General features: G+C 41.9%; 20 protein-coding genes and 1 pseudogene. 8 read left to right on the forward strand and 13 right to left on the reverse strand.

Annotated elements, in window-relative coordinates; all coding sequences use genetic code 11:
- Positions 1-359: 359 nt before the first annotated feature.
- The 4 genes from tig to ACQ86K_RS09595 all read left to right on the forward strand — a co-directional run bounded on the left by tig (position 360) and on the right by ACQ86K_RS09595 (position 5150).
- Positions 360-1718, forward strand: a complete 1359-nt coding sequence (gene tig, locus ACQ86K_RS09580) for a trigger factor (protein ID WP_091176391.1) — start codon at positions 360-362, stop codon at positions 1716-1718.
- 346 nt (positions 1719-2064) lie between these two features.
- Positions 2065-2793, forward strand: a complete 729-nt coding sequence (locus tag ACQ86K_RS09585) for an ATP-dependent Clp protease proteolytic subunit (protein WP_090524532.1) — start codon at positions 2065-2067, stop codon at positions 2791-2793.
- Positions 2794-2962: 169 nt separating this feature from the next.
- Positions 2963-4201 (forward strand): ATP-dependent Clp protease ATP-binding subunit ClpX, encoded by a 1239-nt coding sequence (clpX, locus tag ACQ86K_RS09590; RefSeq protein ID WP_090524534.1) that lies wholly within the window; start codon positions 2963-2965, stop codon positions 4199-4201.
- A gap of 91 nt (positions 4202-4292) precedes the next feature.
- Entirely contained in the window at positions 4293-5150 is an 858-nt protein-coding gene (locus ACQ86K_RS09595; RefSeq protein WP_091176387.1) for an AMP nucleosidase, read from the forward strand.
- Positions 5151-5240: 90 nt separating this feature from the next.
- Here ACQ86K_RS09595 and ACQ86K_RS09600 read toward each other — a convergent pair whose 3' ends face one another.
- Entirely contained in the window at positions 5241-11138 is a 5898-nt protein-coding gene (locus ACQ86K_RS09600) for a carboxypeptidase-like regulatory domain-containing protein (protein WP_091176384.1), read from the reverse strand.
- A gap of 170 nt (positions 11139-11308) precedes the next feature.
- Here ACQ86K_RS09600 and ACQ86K_RS09605 point away from each other — a divergent pair, with 170 nt between their 5' ends.
- Entirely contained in the window at positions 11309-12670 is a 1362-nt protein-coding gene (locus ACQ86K_RS09605; protein WP_091176382.1) for a cystathionine beta-synthase, read from the forward strand.
- Between the two features lie 68 nt (positions 12671-12738).
- Here the strand turns inward: ACQ86K_RS09605 and ACQ86K_RS09610 are convergent, their stop codons facing one another.
- The 5 genes and pseudogenes from ACQ86K_RS09610 to ACQ86K_RS09630 form a co-directional block, all read right to left on the reverse strand.
- Positions 12739-13860 carry a DUF6438 domain-containing protein gene (locus ACQ86K_RS09610; RefSeq protein WP_091176379.1) on the reverse strand — a complete coding sequence of 374 codons (1122 nt, stop codon included), beginning with the start codon at positions 13858-13860 and terminating at the stop codon, positions 12739-12741.
- Positions 13861-13968: 108 nt separating this feature from the next.
- Complete coding sequence (locus ACQ86K_RS09615) at positions 13969-14667, reverse strand: hypothetical protein (protein WP_431200248.1); 699 nt, start codon at positions 14665-14667, stop codon at positions 13969-13971.
- Positions 14667-15530: an ArnT family glycosyltransferase gene (locus ACQ86K_RS09620; protein WP_431200249.1), complete on the reverse strand. Its 864-nt coding sequence runs from the start codon at positions 15528-15530 to the stop codon at positions 14667-14669. Before ACQ86K_RS09620 ends, ACQ86K_RS09615 begins: the two co-directional genes overlap by 1 nt.
- A gap of 171 nt (positions 15531-15701) precedes the next feature.
- A pseudogene (murA, locus tag ACQ86K_RS09625) lies at positions 15702-17010 on the reverse strand (UDP-N-acetylglucosamine 1-carboxyvinyltransferase).
- Between the two features lie 140 nt (positions 17011-17150).
- The gene (locus ACQ86K_RS09630) at positions 17151-17954 is read right to left on the reverse strand and encodes a DUF4290 domain-containing protein (RefSeq protein ID WP_431200250.1); all 804 of its coding nucleotides are present in this window, start codon (positions 17952-17954) and stop codon (positions 17151-17153) included.
- 206 nt (positions 17955-18160) lie between these two features.
- Between ACQ86K_RS09630 and ACQ86K_RS09635 the strand changes: the two genes are divergently transcribed.
- Together ACQ86K_RS09635 and ACQ86K_RS09640 are read left to right on the forward strand one after the other, a co-directional pair.
- Positions 18161-19258, forward strand: a complete 1098-nt coding sequence (locus ACQ86K_RS09635) for a mandelate racemase/muconate lactonizing enzyme family protein (RefSeq protein WP_091176411.1) — start codon at positions 18161-18163, stop codon at positions 19256-19258.
- Between the two features lie 5 nt (positions 19259-19263).
- Positions 19264-19719, forward strand: a complete 456-nt coding sequence (locus ACQ86K_RS09640) for a GNAT family N-acetyltransferase (RefSeq protein WP_091176371.1) — start codon at positions 19264-19266, stop codon at positions 19717-19719.
- Between the two features lie 62 nt (positions 19720-19781).
- On the opposite strand, the gene ACQ86K_RS09645 is transcribed toward ACQ86K_RS09640, so the two are convergent.
- The 7 genes from ACQ86K_RS09645 to ACQ86K_RS09675 all read right to left on the reverse strand — a co-directional run bounded on the left by ACQ86K_RS09645 (position 19782) and on the right by ACQ86K_RS09675 (position 23496).
- Positions 19782-19919 carry a hypothetical protein gene (locus ACQ86K_RS09645; protein WP_167516179.1) on the reverse strand — a complete coding sequence of 46 codons (138 nt, stop codon included), beginning with the start codon at positions 19917-19919 and terminating at the stop codon, positions 19782-19784.
- Between the two features lie 103 nt (positions 19920-20022).
- Positions 20023-21393 (reverse strand): dipeptidase, encoded by a 1371-nt coding sequence (locus ACQ86K_RS09650; protein ID WP_091176368.1) that lies wholly within the window; start codon positions 21391-21393, stop codon positions 20023-20025.
- A 121-nt stretch (positions 21394-21514) separates the two neighbouring features.
- Positions 21515-21682 (reverse strand): hypothetical protein, encoded by a 168-nt coding sequence (locus ACQ86K_RS09655; protein WP_167516178.1) that lies wholly within the window; start codon positions 21680-21682, stop codon positions 21515-21517.
- Positions 21683-21742: 60 nt separating this feature from the next.
- Positions 21743-22882 (reverse strand): hypothetical protein, encoded by a 1140-nt coding sequence (locus ACQ86K_RS09660; RefSeq protein ID WP_431200251.1) that lies wholly within the window; start codon positions 22880-22882, stop codon positions 21743-21745.
- Positions 22883-22952: 70 nt separating this feature from the next.
- A complete protein-coding gene (locus ACQ86K_RS09665; RefSeq protein WP_176844580.1) occupies positions 22953-23105 on the reverse strand; it encodes a hypothetical protein in 153 nt (50 codons plus the stop codon).
- A gap of 35 nt (positions 23106-23140) precedes the next feature.
- Positions 23141-23284, reverse strand: coding sequence for a hypothetical protein (locus tag ACQ86K_RS09670; protein WP_167516175.1), 144 nt, complete (start codon positions 23282-23284; stop codon positions 23141-23143).
- A gap of 50 nt (positions 23285-23334) precedes the next feature.
- Entirely contained in the window at positions 23335-23496 is a 162-nt protein-coding gene (locus tag ACQ86K_RS09675) for a hypothetical protein (RefSeq protein ID WP_167516174.1), read from the reverse strand.
- Between the two features lie 567 nt (positions 23497-24063).
- Between ACQ86K_RS09675 and ACQ86K_RS09680 the strand changes: the two genes are divergently transcribed.
- Positions 24064-25338, forward strand: coding sequence for a tetratricopeptide repeat protein (locus ACQ86K_RS09680; protein WP_431200252.1), 1275 nt, complete (start codon positions 24064-24066; stop codon positions 25336-25338).
- The last annotated feature ends 9 nt before the right edge of the window (positions 25339-25347 follow it).

Consider the following 25347-nt stretch of genomic DNA (forward strand, 5'->3'; position numbering starts at 1 on the left):
GGCGAGTATTTGCAGCGTGATCCCGGGCCGCAGGCAACGCCCATATTATGGTCTGAATCCGAATTTATTGAATTAAAGAATGTACCAGAAATGATAGGCAAGTTCGCTTGTTTTCAATCAATTTTAAAAAATGGTTTAATTCGGGTTCACACAAACACAGGTTCAGACAAATTTATATGCTATTATTATGTTGCCCTGCCGTTAAACCCTTTTAAAAGCTGCTTCATTTTCCTTGAAAACAATATAAAATCAAGCGCTAATTAAAAATAAATTCATACTTTTGCGCCTCGAATTTTGTATAGCACGGATTAGGTTTTAGGCTATATTTCAAAGGATTAAATTAAATACCCGGTAAAAAGATGAATATTACACAGGAAAAAATTAATGACCTGAACGCAGTTGTTAAAATTAACATCAACCCTGAAGATTACCAGCCACGTGTTGAAAAAGCTATAAAGGAAAACGCTAAAAAAGCAAAAATTCCTGGTTTTCGCCCGGGCATGGTGCCTGCATCGCACATCAAAAAAATGTACGGCAAAAGCATCCTTGTTGATGAGATCAACAACCTGTTACAAGATACTTTAAATAACTATATCGACGAGCAAAAACTGGCTGTATTGGGTCAGCCATTGCCTGCTGCAGATGATAACAAAGAATACAACTGGGATTTTGCCGATAACTTTGAGTTTAGCTATGAATTAGGTTTAGCTCCTGAGTTCAGCATCGACTTTTCATCAAAAGATAAATTAACCCAATACGTAATCAAAGTTGATGACGAAACGCTGGCTTCAAGGATCAAAAATATCCGCCGCAGCTATGGCAAAATGACAAATCCTGACGTATCGGCAGATGATGACGTTCTTTACAGCGAATTGGTTCAACTTTCGGCCGATGGTAGTGTTTTTGAGGGTGGAATAACCAATACAGCGTCTGTACGTTTAGATCAGATCAAGGATGAAGCAATCAAAGCTTCACTGATCGGTTTGAAAAAAGGCGATGTGTTAACATTCGATATTCGTAAAGCTTTTGATAACGACGCAGCTAAAATTGCCGGTTTATTGAAAATTGAAGAAGACGATGCAGCTGATTTAAGAGGCGATTTCCAATTAACTGTTAAAAACGTTAACCGTTTAGAGGAAAGTGATCTTAACCAGGAGTTCTTTGACAAATTATTTGGTGAAGGTACTGTAACTACCGAAGAGGAGTTCACAGCTAAAATTACTGAAGAACTTGAAAGCATGATGGTTCAGGATGCCGACCGCAAATTGCAGGACGACATGTACAAACTGGCTATCGCTAAAGTTGATTTCGCCCTTCCTGATGAGTTCCTGAAACGTTGGTTAAAAGCAACTAACGAAAAACTGAGCGACGAGGAATTAGAAGGCGGTTACAACGATTTTGCTCAAAACCTGAAATGGACTTTGATTGAAAACAAGATCATTACTGATAACACAATCGAAATTAAATATGAAGATGTGTTTGAATTAGCTAAGATCCGTTTAGATCAGCAGTTCAGGATGTACAGCCCGACTGCTATCCCTGAGGATCAATTAGGCCAGTACACTGTTCAGTACCTGCAAAACAAAGACAACGCTAACAAGATATTTGAAGAGGTAAAAGCATTAAAGGTATTTGATTATATCAAAAATGTGATCACTTTAGATAAGCAGGATATCCTTTACACTGATTTCAGTGCATTGGTTACCGCAGCACAGTAAGCAGTTTTTCAATCGCCCTGAAAAGGGATAGATTTTATAGCATATTCACCAAAAGCAACTCAAAAGGTTGCTTTTGGTGTTTTATGTGTCGTTAAGATTATATGTCATTGCTTCGTCGCTACGCTCGCAATGACATAAGAGAGTATCTGCCCGATGTTGGTATTTTCACCAACATCTTCCTGCCGACTCTACTGTTAGTTTTGACCAAAAAAATCAGGTTTAGTCACGTAGGCCTCATCAAAAAATTACGTAATAAAAACTATCTTGCAAAAAATCTATTGAACTAAAAACTATATTTATCGCGGGTAAGACGCCCGCATTTCCTAACGAACAACAAACAAAAACCATGAGCAGTAATATCGATAAAAACGAATTCAGAAAATATGCTGTTAAGCATCACCGTATTAACAGCCTTTATGTAGACAAATATATTGCAGGTGTTGAAAGAGGCAATATGCCAACAGGTGGTATCACTACCGTACCAACCGGTATGACACCATACATCCTTGAAGAACGCCAGCTTAATGTACAGGCCATGGACGTGTTTTCACGTTTGATGATGGACCGTATCATTTTCCTGGGCGATGCTATTTATGATAATATTGCAAACATTATCCAAGCTCAGTTGCTATTCTTACAATCGGCTGATGCTAAACGCGATATCCAGATCTACATTAACTCACCAGGCGGTTCGGTTTATGCAGGTTTAGGTATCTATGACACTATGCAGTTTATATCAAATGACGTGGCTACCATCTGTACAGGTATGGCGGCGTCAATGGCTGCCGTGTTGTTAGTAGCCGGTACTGAAGGTAAAAGGGCAGCGCTTCCGCATGCAAGGGTGATGATCCACCAGCCATCAGGCGGTGCTCAGGGCCAGCAGTCGGATATAGAGATCACTTATCAGGAGATCACTAAATTGAAAAAAGAACTGTACCAGATCATTGCCGATCACAGCGGTGCACCTTACCAAAAAGTTTGGGATGCATCTGACCGTGACTACTGGATGATTGCAGAAGAAGCCAAAGAATTTGGTATGGTTGACGAGATTTTAAGAGGTAACAAAGGGAAATAATTCTTGAAAGTCCGGATTCCGATAAATCGGAAAGTCTGGATGTTTGGAATGTTAAAAAGTTATTAAAGTCCGGAAGCTGAGCTGCTTCCGGACTTGCTCACTTTCCCGACTTACGGGCAGGATTTTTTTTGCCACTAATTTTTTAACTTTGAGTAAGAAGATAAATCAGATGAATAAAAACAGCAAAGAGATCAGGTGTTCATTTTGCGGTGCCGGTAAACAGGATTCCCTGATGTTAATAGCAGGACTTGATGCACACATTTGTGATAAATGTGTGAACCAGGCCAATGAAATATTGGCTGAGGAGTTGAAGGTACGTAAAGTGAAGTCATCGCCTCTGGCGCCGGCCTTGCTTAAGCCATCAGAAATGAAGGCACATCTTGATCAGTATGTTATTGGGCAGGATGACGCCAAAAAGATACTTTCGGTAGCTGTATATAATCATTATAAACGCTTAAATCAGCGTATTGATAAAGATGAGGTTGAGATTGAAAAATCAAACATCATCATGGTAGGTGAAACAGGTACGGGCAAAACCCTGCTTGCCAAAACACTCGCCAAAGTACTTAACGTTCCATTTTGCATTTGTGATGCTACCGTGCTAACCGAAGCCGGTTATGTAGGGGAGGACGTTGAAAGCATCCTGACCCGCTTACTGCAATCGGCCGATTATGATGTAACCCTTGCCGAAAAAGGTATTGTTTACATTGATGAGGTTGATAAGATAGCCCGTAAAAGCGATAATGCTTCTATCACCCGCGACGTATCCGGAGAGGGCGTACAACAAGCGCTATTGAAAATATTAGAAGGTACCATGGTTAACGTACCACCACAGGGGGGCCGTAAACACCCGGATCAGAAAATGATCACGGTAAATACCAGTAACATCCTTTTCATTTGCGGTGGAGCATTTGACGGTATTGAAAGAAAGATCGCCAATCGACTGCGTACCCAAACTGTTGGTTACAAGTTTAAGCACGATGAGGGTGATATTGATACTAAAAACTTCTATAAGTATATTACACCGCAGGATTTGAAATCATTTGGTTTAATCCCTGAGTTGATAGGCCGTTTGCCGGTGCTTACCTACCTCAACCCGCTTGATAGAGAAGCATTGCACAATATCCTTACCGAGCCTAAAAACTCATTATTGAAACAGTACAAAAAACTGTTTGAATATGAAGGTGTAAAGCTTGATTTTGAAGACGAAGTATTGGAGTTTATTGTAGATAAAGCAATGGAATTTAAACTTGGCGCGAGGGGGTTACGCTCAATATGCGAAGCTATCATGATCGATGCTATGTTCGAGTTTCCATCCAAAAAAGATGTGAAACGTTTGAACGTAACTTTGGATTACGCACGCGAGAAGTTTGAAAAATCTGATCTGAAAAAGTTAAAAGTAGCTTAACGCACAGTATATAAGCAAACACTTATATTTATTAAAAAATAAAGCGCGCCCTGGTTATCATGCCGGGGTTTGCTGTATAAAAAGAAATCATATGAACGAAGAATTAAACATTAAAAAGGACGGAGATGCCTTACCACCGCCGGTGAAAGAAGTGCAATCGCCCGTAAAATCAGGATTAAAAACAAAAGAAGCAATTGTAGCTAACTGGCTGCCGCGCTATACCGGCAGGCCTCTTGAAGCATTTGGCGAGTATATTATCCTTACCAATTTTTCAAAGTATATCCAGCTGTTTTCGCAATGGAATGATAACGCGCCTATTATGGGGCTTGAAAAGCCAATGCAAAGCGTTACAGCAAACGGTATTACTATTATTAACTTTGGTATGGGCAGTTCGGTGGCGGCTACTGTTATGGACCTGCTCACGGCCATTCACCCTAAAGCTGTCATATTTTTGGGTAAATGCGGAGGCCTTAAGAAAAAGAACAACGTAGGCGACCTGATCCTGCCGATAGCCGCCATTCGTGGCGAAGGTACATCCAACGATTATTTACCTCCCGAAGTGCCTGCTTTGCCGGCATTCGCGTTGCAAAAGGCTATCTCAACTACCATTCGTGATTACTCACGCGATTACTGGACCGGTACCTGCTATACCACTAACCGCCGCGTTTGGGAACATGATAAAGTATTTAAAAAGTACCTTAAAGATCTGCGTGCCATGGCTGTTGATATGGAGACTGCAACCATCTTTACAACCGGCTTCGCCAATAAGATCCCTACAGGTGCGCTGCTGCTGGTATCAGATCAGCCGATGATCCCCGAAGGTGTTAAAACCGCCGAAAGCGATTCATCAGTAACCGAGCAATTTGTTGAAACACACCTGCATATCGGTATCGAATCGTTAAAGCAGTTGATCAATAACGGGTTAACGGTTAAGCATTTGAAGTTTTAAGTTCATTAGTTCACTGGTTCATTAGTTCATTTGTCTTAGCAAGCGCTAAACAAATGAACCAGATACCAATGAGCCAAGCATACCAATGAACTAATGAACAAATGAACCAATGACAATCTGTTTCATCCCCTCTCTGCCGTAAAATACCGGGAAATACATCAGTTCGGCTTTGGCCGGATTTAGGGTGTATTTGCCGTTGTAACGGGGGATGAGGTTTACGGTGAATGTATATTTGCCCTGTTTAAGACTGCGGCAAAATATACTTACCTTCTCCTTAAAATATTCGCGGTGTACTTCATTATTGTCCCATTGCTGCTCCTTGCTTTCGTACGAGCATCCGGCAGGTATCGGGATCTCTATCATCACAAAATCAGCATCGCCGCGGGCTGTTACTTCTGCTTTTAATAATACAGGTTCACCGCCTTTCAGGGTGGTTATTGTTTTTTCCTTACGCTCAAACCAGGTATTTACTGTAAAATCTTTACTCACTTTTTCGGGCTTGCTGTTCCAGAACTGCTGGTAGCCGGTAATGTACACAGGAAGACTGCCGGTTTTGCTGATACTGATCGTTTTATCAGTTAGCGTTGTCGAATAAGGGAATTTGTCGATCGTTTTTGTATCTGTGCCTGTAAGCGTGATCTGCGATGGTTTGACCTGTTTATTTTCTGTCAACAGATCTGGCAGAATAGTTTCCAGTATCAGCGCCGATTCATAAGTATTACGCCAGTCACCAAGCCGGCGTTGTTCAAGGAAGTAGCCGCGGATCTTGGTTAGTAGCTCGGGATGCCTGCCTTCGTTTTTGATAATGCGGTAGGCTAATACACTCAACTGTACCGAATTGTCAAAAAAGCGATAACCGTCTTCGCCCCAATATAAGTTACCGAACATAGTATGTTTGCTTGTGTTGATTAAACTGTCCATTTTTATGGGTAGGGCAGATTCCTGCCGTAATAACATCATTCTTAACTTATCATACCCTGACAATTTGTAGTCGAAGGTTTTTTGATCCTTAGCCTGCTCTTTTTCAATGCCTGTTACATACTTCTGGTAATCAACTTTCGCTCCCAGTTTATGAAGTAACTGAAGGCAAAGTATTTTGTCCCTGCGTTTGTAACTTTCAAGCTGAAAGACGAGATAGTCGGTTAATTTTTGTTTATCCAGTTCAACAGCGTAGCCCTCTTTTTGGGCATCTACAAGCGCTTCTACTACATGCAGACTGATCCAGAGTTCTTCGTTACTATCCTTCCACCAGCCCCAGGTGCCGTTACTTTTGCGGTTTTCCTGTAGTTTTTTAATTACGTCTTTTATATTTCTCTCGTATTTAAACTCTTCGCCCAAAAACTTTTTAATGCGCCGTTCCATGAGCAGGCCTTTCAATTTTGAAGCCAGCTGCTCATTGCATAGATACTTGTACTCCCTCAGCTTGCGGGTTTCTTCAGTCAACGCGGGCAATACAGAAGCCTCTGCCCGGAAAGTAACAGGGCCCAAAGCCGGATCAAATTTCATGTTCACTGTGGTATCGCGGTCAAGTGCTTCAAAAACTCCTTTGGTTTCTTTAACCCCCTGGGGCATCACCGGGATACTGCGCTGCTCGCCGTCAAAATAGCCGTTATCCCGTTTAATGGTATACTCAAAAGTGAGGCTGTCGGTAGGAGCGATAGAAGCAGCGGCAGCAGCAGTAATAGTAAGTGTGTCAATTTTGGAGTTTTTAACTTCCAGTTCCTCCTGTTTCAGGGTTTGTCCGTTGTATTTAAAAATACGGGTAAGCTTTGCGGAGGTATTATTATAGTTCATCACCTTGCCAATCAGGTTCATTTCATCGCCGGCTATGGCAAATTGCGGCGCAATGAAATTGGCGCTTAAAGGTTTATATGATTTGATGCTGCTTTCGGTAAAGCCGGTTTGCCTATTGCCGGTAATGCCGATGATAAACGTTCGCCAGTTGGTGATATCATCAGGGTAAGTAACCATAAAGCTGGCTTTGCCATGCTCGTCGGTACTGAGTTTAGGCTGCCAGTAGGCGTAGTCTGAAAAGTTTTTACGCATGGTTTGCGTGCTGCCGGTTTGTGTGCTGTCGGCCCCTTTGCTTCCGGCCAAACCGGGTTTAGCTTTGGTTCTGATCACGATGACGCCATTTGAGCCCCGGGCACCGTATATTGCCGTGGCAGCGGCGTCTTTCAATACACTAATTTCTGCAATGTCATCTTTATTTACGTCAGATAGCTTATCAACAATTTCGCCATCCACCACAATCAGCGGCTGGGCCGACGGTAATGATGCCATTCCTCTAATCATAATATTGATACCGCCTCCGGGCCCGCCATCGTTTATATTCAGACCGGCAACCCTCCCCTCTAAGGAAGATACCATTGCCAACGCGCCCGTGGTCTCACTTCTTTTTACCGCACCATATCCAATAACCATAACCTCCTGCAATAATTTTGAGCTTGGTTTTAAGGTTATCCTGACAGTTGCCCCGGGTTGTATGTTTAGCTCCTGCGTGTCGTAGCCTATAAAGCTTATAATGAGCTTGCCGGTTTTGGGAACTTTTAATTTAAAGCGCCCGGCTAAATCCGTGAGTGTGCCTGTTGATGAACCTTTTACCTTTATGGTTACACCGGGCACAGCTAATTTATCATCGCTGGCGATAATTGTTCCGCTCATCATGTCGCCGAAAGTACCGGTATCAAGATATTTATCATTAAAGGCCTCTTTTATTTTCAGGGCATCGTTTTCTATTTCGCGGTCACCGTGATTATAGCTGCCCGTCCTGTTATTGATAATGTTGCTGATCCGAACACCTACCGAATCTTTAACATGCGTGGGCAACACCGTAAAGTTGTAAAAATTAGTGCCGCCTGTTTTTATGGTTACATTTTCTTTAATATCATAACTATCGCCCTTAAGTAAAAATAAAAGCCTGTACCTGCCGGCGTTTAGGTTATTAATGTATGTGGTATTGCCGGGATAGATCAATAAAAAGTCCGGGTCATCATATTTATAAACGATCAGGTTTTTAACCAGCAGTTTTTTGCCCTTAGGTTGATCGATGCTCATACTTAGTTTACCTGTTTCGCCCGTAATAACGGGGTTTACAAAAAGTGATTGCGTGTTGCTGCGCAGGTCAAGATATTGCTGCCAGATACTTTCGGCCTCAGGTTGGGTAAGTACCTGCTGTGTATAATCATCGGCAGGGCCGTGGTATGAAGATAGTATGGGATTGAAGGGATAGGCAGCAGCGATGCTTTTTTGTTTGATAAGACCGGGCTCAAACTGAAAAGAATAGCCTGGTTCGGTAACAAAATATCGCGAACCACTGCCCTGTACATCTAAATTGGCAAAGTTTTCGACCGAAGGACCTATGAGTACGCTGTTGTTCCGGTAACCATAGTTCGGGTCGGGATTGATCATGAATACCTTTTCGTTTTGGGTAAGGAGGGCCATCTTCCAGCCAAAATTATTGATAACGGTAATCAGGTAACGGTTGATGAAGTCGCTTTCATAGGTACTCAATGTATCCAAAACCTTTGTTGAGTGCGCATTATCAGCATTAATGCTGAAGATCAGCTTTTTCGATTTTTGTACATCTACACTATCTACCCAAATGTTTTGATGGCTGGTCCTGAACCGGAACATGTGCCTGCCCGGCGATACCGCGAAACTGTAGCGTTTAAGCTGTTGTGTTTGGTCAAAGTACACCGGCCGGTCATCAATATAAAGGATGTGTACGGGCAATACATCGCCGTTTTTAATCACAAAAGGCGCTACCTGGGTTAGCGAGTCTTTAGCATCTTCTTCAACCCGGTAAATTTTTTCGGGGTGAGTAAACTGGTAGTAGGCAATACTGTCAAGCCCCATTTCTTTACTCCAGCGCTTCCAGTTGAGCTGTAATGAACCATCGCCATTTATATTGCCGGTATTAAAACCCATTTTTTGCTTGCGATACGGAAAACCTTTGTCAAGGTATGGCACATACGGCGCCTTGTAGTCGGCAAACTTACTCGTCATTGACCAGGCCGTTAAATCAGCATTGGCTACGGGCTGGCCTTTGGCATCGGTAACCACGATGTCGGTTTTAGCTTGCTGCCCGGGATAAACCGACACTGGCTGACGAGCGTTGATGGTCAGCAACTTATCGCGGTACATGATATCGGTGGCTTCGGTTTTGCTTTCACCCGCCCAGATATAATGCACCTGAAAGTTTAGGAGGTTTTGATCATTATAAGCACGTACATAAAACAGGTTATTGGCCTGCCCTGCATCAATTAATTTGTTGCCGCCAAATACCGAATACCAAAAATGCAGGTGCCGCGGGTTGTCAACCTTTACAAACACCGAATCGGCGGTGCGGTAGCCCGATAGCGAGATGCCGGCGTTATTATCTTTTAGGTCGAGGTCGGCATAGGCGCTGTCTGTTTCGATATTGTAACTATCGGCATAAGGATTGATGATGGTTTTTGCCGGGAGCATTACCCTGACCCTGGTTATGGTATCATACTTTGCGTTAAGGGCGCTGATGGTAGCCATAGCATTTACGGCCTTTCCATTATCAAAGGCGGTACTTATTAGTGTATCACCGTTTAACTTGGCGGTAATACTAAACCGGCTGTACCGGTAACTCATATCGTTATTGGCCGATTGCTGTTCGTTATTACTGTTCAGAAATTCTGAATTAATGGTGTAAGTAATATCTGCCTTCGGGAAAATAGAATCGGGGATAATTAGCCTGGTTTCACCAACCGGGTCAAGCTGTAGTTGGTGTGTCCAAAGCTGGTCGGGCACAAAAGTGTAGTTTTGCCTGCGCATACCGGTGCCACGGGTATTGAATGTAACAGTAACCCTGCCATCCGTAACCGGCAGGTTATTTTCGTCAACTGCTTTTAAATATAATGTAGCCGGATTTCCGGGCCCGTGTTTTTCTTTATCAATCCTGGTGCTGAAGGTTATTGATTTAAGCTCGTATTCTTCATATTTAAACCGGCCCGTCAAAAAAACCTTGCGTTTGGCTAAAAAGCCCTGATCGTCATCGCCTTTATAATCGTCAAGTTTGTACTTTTCGCTTGACTGATCTTCGAGCGAGATGGTATAATCTTCATCAAGTGAAAGGTCGAGGCTATCAGTAAGAGCAAAGCTATATTCATAAGCTCCTTCGCGGTAACTGTTTACTTTGCCTATGATCTTACCGTCATCCTCATACCGTTCTTTGAGCCGTACTAAAAGCTGAGCTGTGGTTACAGGTTGTTTTGTTTTTTTATTTAAGATGATCGCCTTGAATTTTACCGTATCGTGTGGTTTATAAATGGCCTTGTTAAATACAATGAAGCCTTCATAATTATCTGCGGGCTGGCGGCTGTAATATTTATCGTGTCCCTTAAACAGGTTTTTAAAGCGTTTCCAGGCAGCTTTAAAAAAGCTCATATTGCGATACGGATTGTAATGATAATAAGATGAGCGCTGCTGTTTTTTTATAACGTAATAGTTGGTAACGCCCGCGTAATCAACTTTTAGTATGGTATCCCTTTTTGAAGGATTAGCTATATACAAGCCGGCCTTTGAATCATAAGTAACGGTATGATTGTCAAACTGCACTAAAGCGTTGTTAATAGCTTTGCCTGCCTGGTCAACCAAAATAAAGCGGAGGTCATAGTTATTAGCCAGCAGTTTTAAATTGGCCGAGCGGTTTTCGATAAGCGAATAGCTTAGCACGTTCTTTTTGGCCACTACTTTCAAATAGTTGCCGAGAAGGAGGGTATTGTTCCATTTATCGTTTGTTTTAAACGAGTCAATGGGGTTGTGTAATATTTGCTCGTCAGGTTTTTTACGCGGGTAGCGGTAAAATTTAAACACATCGCCGGCCGTTATTTTATATATATAAGTATAATAACTGCTTTGCCGGCTTGGGGTAAGCGGCTTTTGCCCAAATGCGGCAGTTATACAAAAACTTAAGAAACTAAAAAATAATAACGATCTTTTTAGTGTTGCCTGCATGTTTAGGTATGTTTTGTGGTAATTACCACCGGTTTGAATTTATTACATTTATGCTTGTGTGTTTATAGGATGCAGATCTATTTACTTTTCCATAAAAGAAATATCATTTAAGAAACTTATTTTTGAGGCGTAACCCTGCTTTATATACCGGGTTAGTAGAGATTTAAATTATGTGGTACAACAACATACTCGATACCATTGGCAATACGCCGCTGGTAAAACTGAATAAAGTAGCAAAAGACATTCCAGCTACTGTTTTAGCCAAGATAGAGACAACCAATCCCGGCAACTCCATTAAAGACCGTATGGCCCTTAAAATGATTGAAGACGCCGAAAAAAGCGGTAAGCTTAAACCCGGCGGTACCATTATTGAAGGCACATCGGGCAATACCGGTATGGGACTGGCTATCGCGGCCGTTATCAAAGGCTATAAATGTATTTTTACCAGTACCGATAAACAGTCAAAAGAAAAGTTTGATGCTTTGCGCGCCTTTGGGGCCGAGGTAATTGTTTGCCCTACTAACGTGGAACCTGAAGATCCAAGGTCATACTATTCGGTATCGTCACGCCTGGAGCGGGAAGTCCCTAACTCATGGAAGCCCAATCAGTATGATAACCTGAGCAACTCGCAGGCGCACTATGAAAGTACTGGTCCCGAAATTTGGGAGCAGACTGAAGGCAAGATCACCCACCTTATTGCAGGTGTTGGTACTGGTGGTACTATATCAGGTATTGCCCGTTATCTGAAAGAGAAGAACCCTGCCATACAGATTTTAGGTATTGATACTTATGGTTCGGTATTTAAAAAATACAAGGAAACAGGTGTTTTTGATAAAAACGAGATCTATCCATATATCACCGAAGGTATTGGCGAAGATTTCCTGCCACAAAACGTTGATTTTAGCCTGATAGATCACTTTGAAAAGGTGACCGATAAGGATGCCGCCCTCATGACCCGCGAAATTGCCCGTAAGGAGGGGATCTTTTCCGGTAACTCAACAGGCTCAGCCGTGGCTGGTTTGCTGCAGATGAAGGATAAGTTTAAAGAGGGCGATGTGGTGGTGATCATCTTCCCGGACCATGGCACCCGCTATCTTGGAAAAATGTATAATGACGACTGGCTGCGCGACCGTGGTTTCCTGAAAGACGAGAAACTTACCGCCCGCGATATCATCAGCAAAAAAGATGTACAGGAAATCATTACCATTGATTGCGAAAAGAGCGTGCTTGAGGCTATTAATACTATTAAATCGCTCAATATCTCTCAAATCCCGGTTACGCAAAAAGGTATGGTAATTGGGAAGATCACCGAGAGTGATATCCTTGATTCGCTGATCGAAAACCCTTCAATCAAATCGCAGCCGATCAAAAACATTACCACAGCTCCGTTCCCCTTTGTTGATCTGAATACTTCGATAGACAGGATCTCGGCGATGATCAATAAAGATAATATTGCTGTGCTTGTTGAAGACGGGGAGGGTAAAATCGAGATTATTACCCAGTATGATATTATAAACGCTATATCAGCTTAGCAGGTGAGGTTAAACGTGAAAGATAAAAGGTGCTATGCCCATCGCATAGCACCTTTTATCTTTCACGACTAATCGTAGTCATAAATTTTACGCCATTTCCATTGCTGCTGATTTACGTCATAAAAGTTGAATCCGATATCAACAGTTTGAAATTTATCTTTTATTTTGAATGTGAAAAACCGACCATTGGTTTTAATGGTATCTCGTGGCAAGTCACTATATTCGATGACAAGGTTAAACCGCTGAGCAAAAGTAATATCAGTAACCTTTCCATTACGCAGGTAGTCAGATAATAAAAAAGCTTCTGATTCAGTTAATTCTGCAATCTTTTTACCTTTTCTAAAACTTGAGCCCCTTATTTTTTTAAATCTTGAACTAATAAATGGTGGTATGGGCATCTTTGTTAAGCTCAATTGCTGATAAAGGTAGCGTACAGGGATATACGCCCAGGTAAACTCAAAAGGGGCAGATCTACCATAGTCATCAATGGTTTTGTAAATTTTCCCATTTTGTATGAATGTGGTGCTTATTGTCTCATCATCTGACCGAGATACGTTATACCTATCCTTTAGTGAAGCGATATCAGCTTTGGAAAAATTTGCTTGTAGTTGTTGGAACTTTTCTTTCGTGATTTTACCTTCAAACAAGCCTTTTTTACCGGTATATTCCAATCCTTTAAATAATATAGTCCCATCATCATTCAATATAATGCTCATGATCGGACACGATCCATAACATCCGGATGTAGATAAAACGATTTTTTCGAAGGTGGGATTTTTATGGTTTCCGGGTTTGTAATGCTTAAAGGTAGCAAGCTTATTATTCCATAAATCAAATTGCAAGGTGTCAGGAGTTAATTTGGTTAATAGGTGGGCCTCCCATTTATTGCCGTTAGGATTTAACAAGTACAGACTATCAGCGTCGATCCTGTATTTTGAACCACCTCCAAGGTTTATTGTGGTACTGTCTGTTCGCCTTAAATAACTGGTTTTATTTTCAAAAGTGCCATTTTTATAAAAGTTAAAGCCTGCATTATCAAAATACGGAACTTCAAGAACAATATTTCTATTTGCTGTGGCCGGATTTTTAACTTTAATCCAATTGCCTAAAATGTTCTTTTCATTTTGCTGGCGTATATCATTGCACGATAAGATGAGGAGCAGCAAAAATAATGATAGAACATATTTCATGTTATGGCAGGTTTAATTTGACTGCGTTAAAACGTTTGAGAAAAGCGATTTATTACCTGACTTTTAAAAGATAAGCCTTTTGCCTTTAGCCCTTTGCCTTTCACCTCACTACTCCAACCTCTTCTTCGCCAATTCCGGGCTATACCTTTGATTTAACCGGTAATTTGGTGTAATGATAAACACAGCCGTACCCTTCTCTCTTGCAAGCGGATTGGTTACCTCTCCAACTTTGGTAAAACTGCCTATCATTTTCCCTTCCACAAATTCCTTAATATTTTTTCCGCCGTTTTCATCTACATAAATCATGTATTTGCATTTGAGGCTATCGGGTGCCCAAAGGGTAAAGCTGCTGTTCAGTGATATTACATCGGGATAACCGTATTGCTTACCATAATGATGGATGGCGCCGGCTTCACCGTAGTTATCGGCATAAACTAAAGTTTGTTTCTGATCGTTGGCATTAAGGCTTTTGTAAGCTTTATCAACCAATGCTGCCATATCATCCCAGCCCAGCATGTCGGCATAATCCTGGGTGGTGGCGTGTTTTTTACCGTCTTCCCAGGTCATGGCAAAGCGAGCAGGCGGGAGATGTTTATCGGCAAACCTGAAGAATGCCAGCGTTTGCGATAGCGGGAGTATAGGCAGTACTATCGGGAATAAAACAAGGTTTGGTAAAGTAAATAAAATAATTGTCGCAGTACGCAAAACATACCCACTCGTTTTTAATAAACGTTCGAAACCGAAAGCCCCTGCCGCAAACAGCATAGGGTAGGCGCCAAATATGTAATAGCTTTTACCATCCATCATCAGTAAAAAAAGAAGATGAGCGCGTAAGCCAATGCCAGAAACTGGAAATTACGTAGCCTGAATGAAAATATCAGGAACGCCAGTCCGTTAAGCCATACAAATAAAGCTACGCCATTGACCAGTAATTGTTGTTTAATAAAGTCGGTTGGGGTAATGTAATCCAACTGCTGCTCACGCAGGGTTTTCATATGCGTAAATACAGGCATGTGATGTGTTATTTGCCAGATGAGGTTAGGCAGTACGATAACTATTGTTATGAAGGCAGCACCAAGAATATGCTTATTGAACAGTAATTTACGCTGCTTGCTGATAAGGATACCAATAACAAGTGAAGCCGCGAAAAACAGCATGGTGTACTTAGTAAGTACGCCAAAGCCAACGGCTGCGCCAAGCCAGTATAGGTACCTTACATCGGTAGTGTTGAGGTATTTTACGAGCAGCCAAACCGTTAATACCCACCAAAACTGATCGAATACTACTGGCTGAAAAAGATAGTCACTTGCTGCAAAGGCAGGCGCAAAAATGAGCGACAAACAGGCAAGGGTTATAGCAAACTTCTTTCCGCCAAATTCAATGACGATGAGTCCGGTAAGCAGCACAATAAGTCCTCCAAACAGGGTAGGGAACAATCGTGCCGCGAAAACGGAGTTGCCAAAACAAGTTACAGAGATTTTTGCCAGGATGGCTATAAACGGCGGTACTTCCTTGTATCCCCAATCCAGATGATCGGCCAATACAAGGTGCAAAAACTCATCCCTGTGAAAACCAAAATGCGATATCGCGAAAAGATTAAGAACAACTTTAATAAATACAAATATCAGTACAAAATAAACGTAGGTAGATTTCCGGTTTTTGTAAGGCATTGTTAATATAATGGGTTTTGAGCTAAAGGCCGAAGGCTGAAAGCATAAAGCTATAAAAATATATTTATAAAGCAGAAAGCCTCATAAAGCAAAAAGCTCAAAGCATAAGGCTTAAAGCTTTTGCTTGTCCTTATGTTTTGAGCTTTAAGCCTTCGGCCTTAAGCTTTCTGCTTATATTCTCGTTATATCAGCGCCCAAAGCTTTAAGCCTGGTATCAATATGCTGATAGCCACGTTCAATTTGTTCAATATTGTAAATGGTTGACTGGCCTTGTGCCGAAAGTGCGGCGATCAGCAATGAAACCCCGGCACGGATATCTGGCGAGGTCATGGAAATGCCGCGCAGTTTAACCTGGTTATCCAGGCCAATAACGGTTGCACGGTGCGGATCGCAAAGAATGATCTGCGCGCCCATATCCAACAGTTTATCCACGAAGAATAAGCGGCTCTCAAACATTTTTTGATGGATCAGTACCGAACCTTTTGCCTGGATAGCTACAACCAGCACAATGCTTAATAAGTCGGGAGTAAAGCCAGGCCATGGTGCATCGGCAATGGTCATGATACTGCCGTCGATAAAAGTCTCTATTTCGTAATGTTCCTGGGCCGGGATAAAGATATCATCACCTCTAAGCTCCAGTTTAATACCTAAACGCCTGAAAACGTCGGGGATCATGCCCAATTCTTTGTATTGAACATCTTTAATGGTAATCTCAGATCCCGTCATGGCTGCAAGGCCGATAAATGAACCGATCTCGATCATGTCGGGCAATAATCGGTGCTCTGTACCGCCTAATTTTTCAACACCTTCAATCGTTAGCAGGTTTGAGCCAATACCGCTGATCTTAGCACCCATACGGCTCAGCATTTTACAAAGCTGCTGCAGGTAAGGCTCGCAGGCGGCGTTGTAAATAGTAGTAGTGCCTTTGGCTAATACCGCGGCCATTACCACGTTGGCCGTTCCTGTTACAGAAGCTTCTGTCCAGCAGGATATAAGTACCTTGCAGGTTGGAGGCATCTACATTAAAGAAACCATTTTCGGGATTGTAATTAAATTGGGCCCCCAGTTTCTCGAAACCCAGGAAGTGGGTATCCAACCTGCGGCGACCGATTTTATCGCCACCTGGTTTAGGGATTGATGCTTTGCCAAAACGTGCCAGCAAGGGGCCAACTATCATGATAGAACCACGTAAGCCGCCACCCTTTGATTTAAAAGCTTCAGACAAGAAAAAATCCTGGTTGATGTCTTTGGCCTCAAAGGTGTAAGTATGCTCGTTAATACGTTCAACAATAACGCCCATATCGCCAAGCAGCTCTATCAGTTTGTTTACATCCTTAATATCGGGGATGTTGCTGATGGTTACTTTTTCTTCAGTAAGCAATACGGCAGATATAACCTGTAAAGCTTCGTTTTTTGCACCCTGAGGGGTTATTTCACCTTTTAGCGGTTTGCCGCCATTTATTACAAATGCGTTAGTCATGCGGAGTTTCGGATAATTGATAAGATCACCAATGATAAACTGTAAAAGCTATGATCGGTTTTGTCAAATAATTTATATGCGGCAAAGATTAGAAAATTAATGGAAAAACCTTGCTAAATATCCTGTACCAAAAGATACTTTTATGAAAGAGGGAAAGCAGAAGAAAAGCAAAAGCCCTCCCCTGAAGGGGAGGGTTGGGTGGGGTTAATATTTTTTGCGCCGCCGTTGTTACGGTTGCGGTTTTGGTTGTTGTTGCGGTTTTGATTATTGTTTTGCCTGCCGCCATTACCGCCGCCACGGTTTTGATTGTTTTGGTTATTGTTGCGGCCGCGGTTGTTATTATTGGTATTGTTTTGCTGAAAGTTATTAGGGCGGAAATCAACGCGGTTAAGGTTGATGTTCTCTTCCAGTTTCAACGTACCGCCCGATAAAGCATATAGATCTGACAGGATGCTTTCATCGCTCACCGAGTCTTTGTTCCATTGTACATAGGCCATTTTCATAAAGTTAGCTATCGCCTGGATCATGTGGCGCTTACGTTCAGGCTCCTCAATGGCCTTGGCCTTTTCAATCATCAGCTCAATGGTTTTGCCATAGTGCTTGTATTTGATACGCTGATGAGGATAGTTTAACGGTGCTGGTTTAATATGCACAGCATCAGGCGATGGCTTGGGGTACGGTGAATCCACATCAATCTGGTAATCAGAAATGATGTGCAGGTGGTCCCACAGTTTATGTTTAAAATCGGCCACATCGCGCAGGTGGGGGTTTAAAAAGCCCATCAGGTCAATAACTACCTGTGCGTAGCGGTTGCGTTCTTCTTTGGTTGGCAGCGCTACAATATATTTAACCATATTTTGTACGTTACGGCCATATTCAGACAGGATCAGTTTATTCCTGGTTGAGTTATAATCAAAATTTGCAGGCGTGTTTTCTTTAGCCATGGTAATAATTTTTTAAGAAAGTTGAAAGTTAGCCAGGCAAATTTCCCTGATTGGAAGGGCAAAAGAGGCTAAAATTGAATTGTTACTTGTATTGAAGTAGTGCAAATATAAACTAATACTTATAATACGCAAATTACGTTGGTTAATTGTTGCAAATATTTGTTTTATTTTAGCTTTTAAACATCTACAATTTGGAAAATCAGCAAATTACCATCACGCACACAGAGATCTACCGCTTCAGCATCCCGATGGAGCCGTTTACCATTGCTACCGGAACATTATCTCACGCCCAAAATGTTTTTATCCGTGTGCATACCGATGCCGGTTTTTACGGTGTAGGGGAATGCTCGGCTTTCCCGATGATTGTTGGCGAAACACAGGATACCTGCCTGATTATGGCGCGTGAGTTTGCCCGCTTATGGAAAGGCAAGGATGCGCTTGATATCGAAGCCCGGCTTGGCGAACTTCACAGTTTTACTGCCGGTAATACCACTATAAAAAGCGCTTTTGATAACGCCCTGTTTGATATAGCGGCAAAAAATGCAGGCCTGCCATTATACCAGTTTTTGGGCGGCGAAAAACGTATTGTTGAATCAGATATTACAATAGGGATCGCCGGACATCATACCATGGCTTTAAAAGCGCTTGATTTTAAGGCCTCCGGTGCTAATATATTAAAGGTGAAGCTGGGCAAAAATGCAGTGGAAGATGTAGAGCGCATCAAACAGATCCGGGAAGCTGTTGGCCCGGGTATGAAAATCCGTATTGATGCCAACCAGGGCTGGACTTTTAACGAAGCGGTTTTTGCACTGCAGTCAATTGCGCAATATGATATTGAGTTTTGCGAGCAACCTATACGTACCTGGTATGACGACCGGGTACCCGAGTTGATGCAGTTATCACCCGTTAAGATCATGGCCGACGAAAGCGTATACAACCACCATGATGCCCGCAAACAAATCAACGCCGGGGCCTGCCATTATATCAATATTAAAATGGCCAAGTCGGGCGGTATTTATGAGGCTAAAAGGATTCATGACGTTGCTGCTTCATACGGGATACCCTGTATGATGGGAGGGATGCTGGAAAGCCGGATAGCATTAAGCGCTAAATTACACTTTGTATATGCCAGCCCCAATATCCGGTTTTATGACATGGATACCTGTAAACTGGGGCATTTGGTTGACCCGTGTGTTGGCGGGGCCATATATGATGGATATCATTTAACCATCGACGACGCGCCAGGCATAGGCGCCGATGCCGATGAAGCATTTTTGGCCGATTGCGAACGATTTACTATTTAACGAATATGCTGATCAGAAAAGCTACCATTGAAGACCTGCCCGTATTGCTTCAATTTGAGCAGGGTATAATTACTGCCGAACGCCCTTTTGATAGCACACTCAAACCCGATCCTATCAGTTATTATGATTTGGAGGCCTTCATAACCTCAACAGATGTGCAGGTTTTGGTAGCCGAAATTGACGGGGAGATAGCGGGCAGCGGATATGCCCGAATTAAAAAGAACCCGGACGTGTACTATGACTTTGAAAAATATGCTTACCTGGGTTTTATGTATGTGCTGCCTGCATACCGGGGTATGGGAGTAAACCAGGCCATAATAGAAGAATTGAAGAAATGGACAGTTGAGCAGGGGTTGACCGAAATAAGGCTCGAGGTATATAATGATAATATTGGAGCCATTAAAGCCTATGAAAAGGCAGGATTTAAAAAACGTATGATCGAAATGCGGATAAGACTGTAATGGAATTATATAAAACGAGCCGGTAAGTTTCCCTTGCCGGCTCGTGGGGTGTTATAAATATCTTATAGCAGAGGCTTTCGCTTCATTTTATTTTCGCTTAAAGCCTTAGCTGTTTTTGTTTTGTCCTGTTTCGATGATTTTAGATCGCGCAACTGCTTAGATGCATCGGTCTTTTCTTTGTCCAATTCTTTAGTTGCCATGGTTTTGATTTTTGTATAGTTAGATAATATCATAAATATATTATTTGTTTTACCTAAATCAAAAAATAACTGTCGTTATCGCGCAAATTAAAGCTTCATGACATTAGTTTGATAACTCCGCAAAGTATTTGTGAAACAACGGAATGGTTTCTATGCCTTTATAATAATTGTAAATATCATATTTCTCATTGGGCGAGTGCAGGGCATCGCTATCAAGCCCGAAGCCCATCAATACAGTTTTTAAACCAAGCTCGGCTTCAAACAAAGCAACAATTGGGATACTGCCGCCGCCACGGGTAGGGATGGGCTCTTTGCCAAATGATTCGGCAATGGCTTTTTGAGCAGCACGGTAAGCCACACTGTCGGTTGGGGTTACAGCCGGTTCGCCGCCATGATGTGGAGTTACCTTAACCTTAACATAGGGAGGTGCAATACTTAAAAAATGGTCGGTAAACAGTTTGGTTATAGCATCTGACGTTTGGTTGGGCACTAAACGCATAGATATTTTGGCATTGGCTTTTGAAGGTAACACCGTTTTGGCGCCTTCGCCTATATAGCCGCCCCAAATGCCGTTTAGCTCGACGGTAGGACGGGTGCCTGTACGTTCAAAAGTACTGTAGCCCTTTTCGCCCCAAAGCTCGGCTACATCAAGGTCTTGTTTGTACCCGGCTTCATCATAAGGCGCGCTGTTAAGGGCTTTGCGTTCTGCTTCGCTCAAAGGTACTACATCATTATAAAAACCGGGAATGGTGATATGATTGTTTTCATCATGCAGGCTGGCAATCATTTGGGCCAGTATGGTGATAGGGTTAGCTACGGCGCCGCCGTAAACACCCGAATGCAGGTCGCGGTTTGGGCCGGTTACTTCTACTTCAAGGTAGGAGAGGCCACGTAAGCCGGTTTCAAGCGAAGGGTGCTCCATGCTGATCATCGATGTATCGGAGATCAGCACCACATCGGCTTTCAACTTTTCCTTGTTGGCTTTCACAAAGATGCCCAGGTTGGATGAACCTACTTCTTCTTCCCCTTCAATCATAAACTTAATATTGCATGGCAGGGTACCGGTTTGCATCAGCAGCTCAAAGGCTTTTACATGCATGTAAAACTGTCCTTTGTCATCGCAGGCGCCGCGGGCATATATTTTTCCATCCCGAACAGTTGGTTCGAATGGCGGTGTTTTCCACAGTTCCAACGGATCTGGCGGTTGTACGTCGTAGTGCCCATAAACCAATACTGTAGGTTTGGAAGCATCTATGATCTTTTCGCCGTACACAATAGGGTAGCCGGCGGTTTGGCATATTTCAACATTATCGGCTCCGGCATCGCGGAGCTTTGCTGCCACATAGTCGGCAGTTTTTAATACTTCGGGTTTGTATTTTGGATCGGCACTAACCGATGCCAAACGTAACAGGTCAAATAACTCATCAAGTAAACGCTGTTTGTTTTGCTCAACATATTGCTTTATGTGCTGCATAATATTATTGTTTGCAGCAAATATAGTTAGTTCATTGGTTCACTCGTTCATTAGTTTATTGGTGAATAAAATTAATCGCGAAAACCGTAATTCACCAATTCAATAATTCCCTAATTGATTATCAATCTGCCGAACCCAGATCTGATTTTGGTGTATTTGCAGTCTTAGTGGCAAACTCAACTTTCTCGACTTTTATTTTAGCTTCTTGTTTAGGCGCTTTATGAGTTAATGATACAGCGGTAAGGCCTGTAGCTATTAAAACCGCTGCTGCAATGATGAATTTTTTCATGTTGTTAACTATTCAAATTTTAGTTTATAACATATGATTTTATAATGGAAGAGTTGTGGATTATGCCATAAAATCAGCAGAGCCTAAATCTCTTTTTGGACCAGGGCCAGACATAGCGAAGTCAGCAGAACCTAAATCTCTTTTTGGACCAGGACCAGACATAGCGAAGTCAGCAGAACCTAAATCTCTTTTTGGACCAGGACCAGACATAGCGAAATCAGCAGAACCTAAATCTCTTTTTGGACCAGGGCCAGACATAGCGAAGTCAGCAGAGCCTAAATCTCTTTTTGGACCAGGACCAGACATAGCAAAATCAGCAGAACCTAAATCTCTTTTTGGACCAGGGCCAGACATAGCAAAATCAGCAGAACCTAAATCTCTTTTTGGACCAGGGCCAGACATAGCAAAATCAGCAGAACCTAAATCTCTTTTTGGACCAGGACCAGACATAGCGAAATCAGCAGAGCCTAAATCTCTTTTTGGACCAGGACCAGACATAGCAAAATCAGCAGAGCCTAAGTCGCGTTTTGGCTGAGGACCGAAGGCGAAATCAGCAGAACCTAAGTCACGTTTCGGCTGAGGACCGAAGGCGAAATCAGCAGAACCTAAGTCGCGTTTTGGCTGAGGACCGAAAGCGAAATCAGCAGAACCTAAGTCGCGTTTTGGCTGAGGACCGAAAGCGAAATCAGCAGAACCTAAGTCGCGTTTTGGCTGAGGGCCGAAGGCGAAATCAGCAGAACCTAAGTCGCGTTTTGGCTGAGGACCGAAGGCGAAATCAGCAGAACCTAAGTCGCGTTTTGGCTGAGGACCGAAAGCGAAATCAGCAGAACCTAAGTCGCGTTTTGGCTGAGGACCGAAAGCGAAATCAGCAGAACCTAAGTCGCGTTTTGGCTGAGGACCGAAGGCGAAATCAGCAGAACCTAAATCTCTTTTTGGTTGAGGACCACGGGCGAAATCAGCGGAACCTAAATCTCTTTTTGGTTGAGGGCCACGGGCGAAATCAGCGGAACCTAAATCTCTTTTTGGTTGAGGGCCACGGGCGAAATCAGCAGAACCTAAATCTCTTTTTGGCTGAGGGCCACGAGCATCAGCAGAACCTAAGTCACGTTTTGGTTGAGGGCCGTTAGCGGCATTTGCAAATGTGGCGGTCGATAATATGGTGCTTAATGCTAAAGTCGCTATTAGTGTTAAATTTTTCATGATGTTTTTAATGTGGGGGTACGTAAATATTTTTTGTTTATTAAATCTCTTGTTCGTTATTGTTTGTTTTTTAGTCGGCGCTGCCTAAGTCTCTTTTAAAACCGGTTGTCAGCGAGTTTACTGGTGCAATCACCATTTTGGTTTTGTTGTCATTTTTGTTTGTAGCTGATGATAATGCACCTGCACTAAGGGCTACTGTTGCTATGAGGATGAATTTTTTCATGTTGTTTTATGTTTTATTGATCTTGAATGGATAAATCAGTCAGCACTTCCCAGGTCTCTTTTGTAACCGGTTGCGAATAAGTGAAGGTTAGCAAACTCAGCTTTTGGTCTTTCCTTTTTGCAGGATGAAATGGCCCCGGTGAACAGAATTGCTAAAGCGATGGTGATTATCTTTTTCATGATCGTGTTATATTATCGATGTGGAACTTCCTGTATGATTTAATTGGATTTCAGTCGGCGCTTCCCAGGTCGCGTTTAAAACCTGCCGGCGTTTTGTTGAAATTGACAGCTGTTGGCTGTACGTCTTTTTTTGCCGATGATGACAAAACTGATGACGATGAGAGTACTCCGGCGCCTATGGTAAAGAGTACAAAAAACACTGTTTTTTTCATATTGATTAATTATTGTATTTAATATTCTATTTTTTAAATTAATACGATATATAATATTTATTAAAATCCGTCAAGCTTATTTAAAGCTTATCACAAATATTTTAAAAGTCTGATTTTACTCTCTGTTTTTTAAAAACTCTGTTTTGCTAAAATTTTAAAAAAGATTCTCTGTTTCGTATTTTTATACTGTTAATTATGGGGTTAAATTACTAATTTTAGATGTAATATCATCTGGATTAATTACCGGTATGGTATACAATTTATTGCACGATTTTCACATTATTTCATTTATTTGATATACAAACTATAATTATATTGTAAATCTCAGGATATATTTTGCAATATTATTGTAATTGCCTGTAATTTATTTGAAGTGATATTGTATAGGGCTTTTTTGTATTTAATATATTGTTTTTCAGATATTTAACAATGCAAATATAGATATGTTTTTAATAGGAGTAAAAAACATATGAAAATAATTTTCCACAATGTTTTTTATTCTTAACATTAAATATAATTCAGCATTATTTTATAACTTTCACCCCAACAGAACGTAAAAGTGTTTCAATGAAAAAAATCGGCACATTTATATTATTCTTTTTATTATCGCTGTCGGTATACGCGAATGATATAATTGATGTTGCTGCGAAAGATACTAATGAGGTAATAAGCCTGAATACCAGCGCTTATTCAAATAGGCTTACAAATCCGGAGCAAACCGTTGAAGATGCCACCAGGGCGCTGAAGCTGTCTGTCAAACTCAATTATATTAATGGTATCGCAGAAGCTTACCGTGTTATAGGTATTGGTAAATACTACCTTGATCAGCCTGAAAAGGCTATTGAAAACTATCTGAACTCCCTTTCATATTTTACCCGCAACAATAACCTCAGGGGCGAGGCTAAAGTTTATAATAATATCGGGATCCTGTTTCGTGACCACGACTACGAACGCTCCCTTACCTATCTTAACCGATCGCTGGAGATAGCACAAAAAATAAATGATACCAAATTGGTAGGCTCATTGTATTTAAATATAGGTAACGTTTACACGCGTAAAAATAACCTGTATATGGCGCTTAAGTTTTATGATAAAAGCTTTCCCATATTTCAAAAACTGAGGGACTCGGTAAACCTGATCCAATGTTTGCAAAACCGTGGTGTTATTTATTTTAAACTTAAGGATTACGATAAGGCCCTGGGTTTACTGCTGGAGGCTAATACCGGTGCAAAAGCACGTGACCTGAACGAGTCAGTAGCCAGTGTTGACCTTACGCTGGCAGCGCTTTACATGACCAAAGGCGATTTTAAAAATGCGGAAAAGATGGTGCAGGAAGGAACCGCCTATACACAGTTGGTTAAGGACCCTAAGCTTGACTACGATTATAAATACACTACATACGAACTGGAATATAATAAAAAGAATTATGCCCGTGCGGTAAATTTACTAAGGGAAATATATACCCAGGATAGTGTTACCTATAAAACCAACGTATCGGCGCAAATGAACCTGGTTGAGGCCAAACGCAGGCAGGAAGAACAACTGAAAGAAAACGAAAGAATTGCAGAACGGCAAGCTTACGACCGGTCGAAATTTTGGGCGGTAACGGTAGTTGCCGGTTTGATGCTTGTGGTAATTGGTTTGCTGATCAGCAATGTAAAACGTAAAGCCAAAACCAATGCACAGCTTACATTGCTAAACGGTGAGGTATCCCGGCAAAAAGATAACCTTGATAGGATCAATCATCATCTTGAAGAGATTATTGATGAACGTACCAAGGATCTGCAGTTAAAAAATAAAAAGCTTTCTGAGCATCTCGTCATACCTGTCACATCAAATTAGGGGGCCTAT

It is taken from the genome of Mucilaginibacter sp. P19 (assembly GCF_050632265.1).
In the GTDB taxonomy this organism is placed as follows: Bacteria; Bacteroidota; Bacteroidia; order Sphingobacteriales; family Sphingobacteriaceae; genus Mucilaginibacter; species Mucilaginibacter gossypii.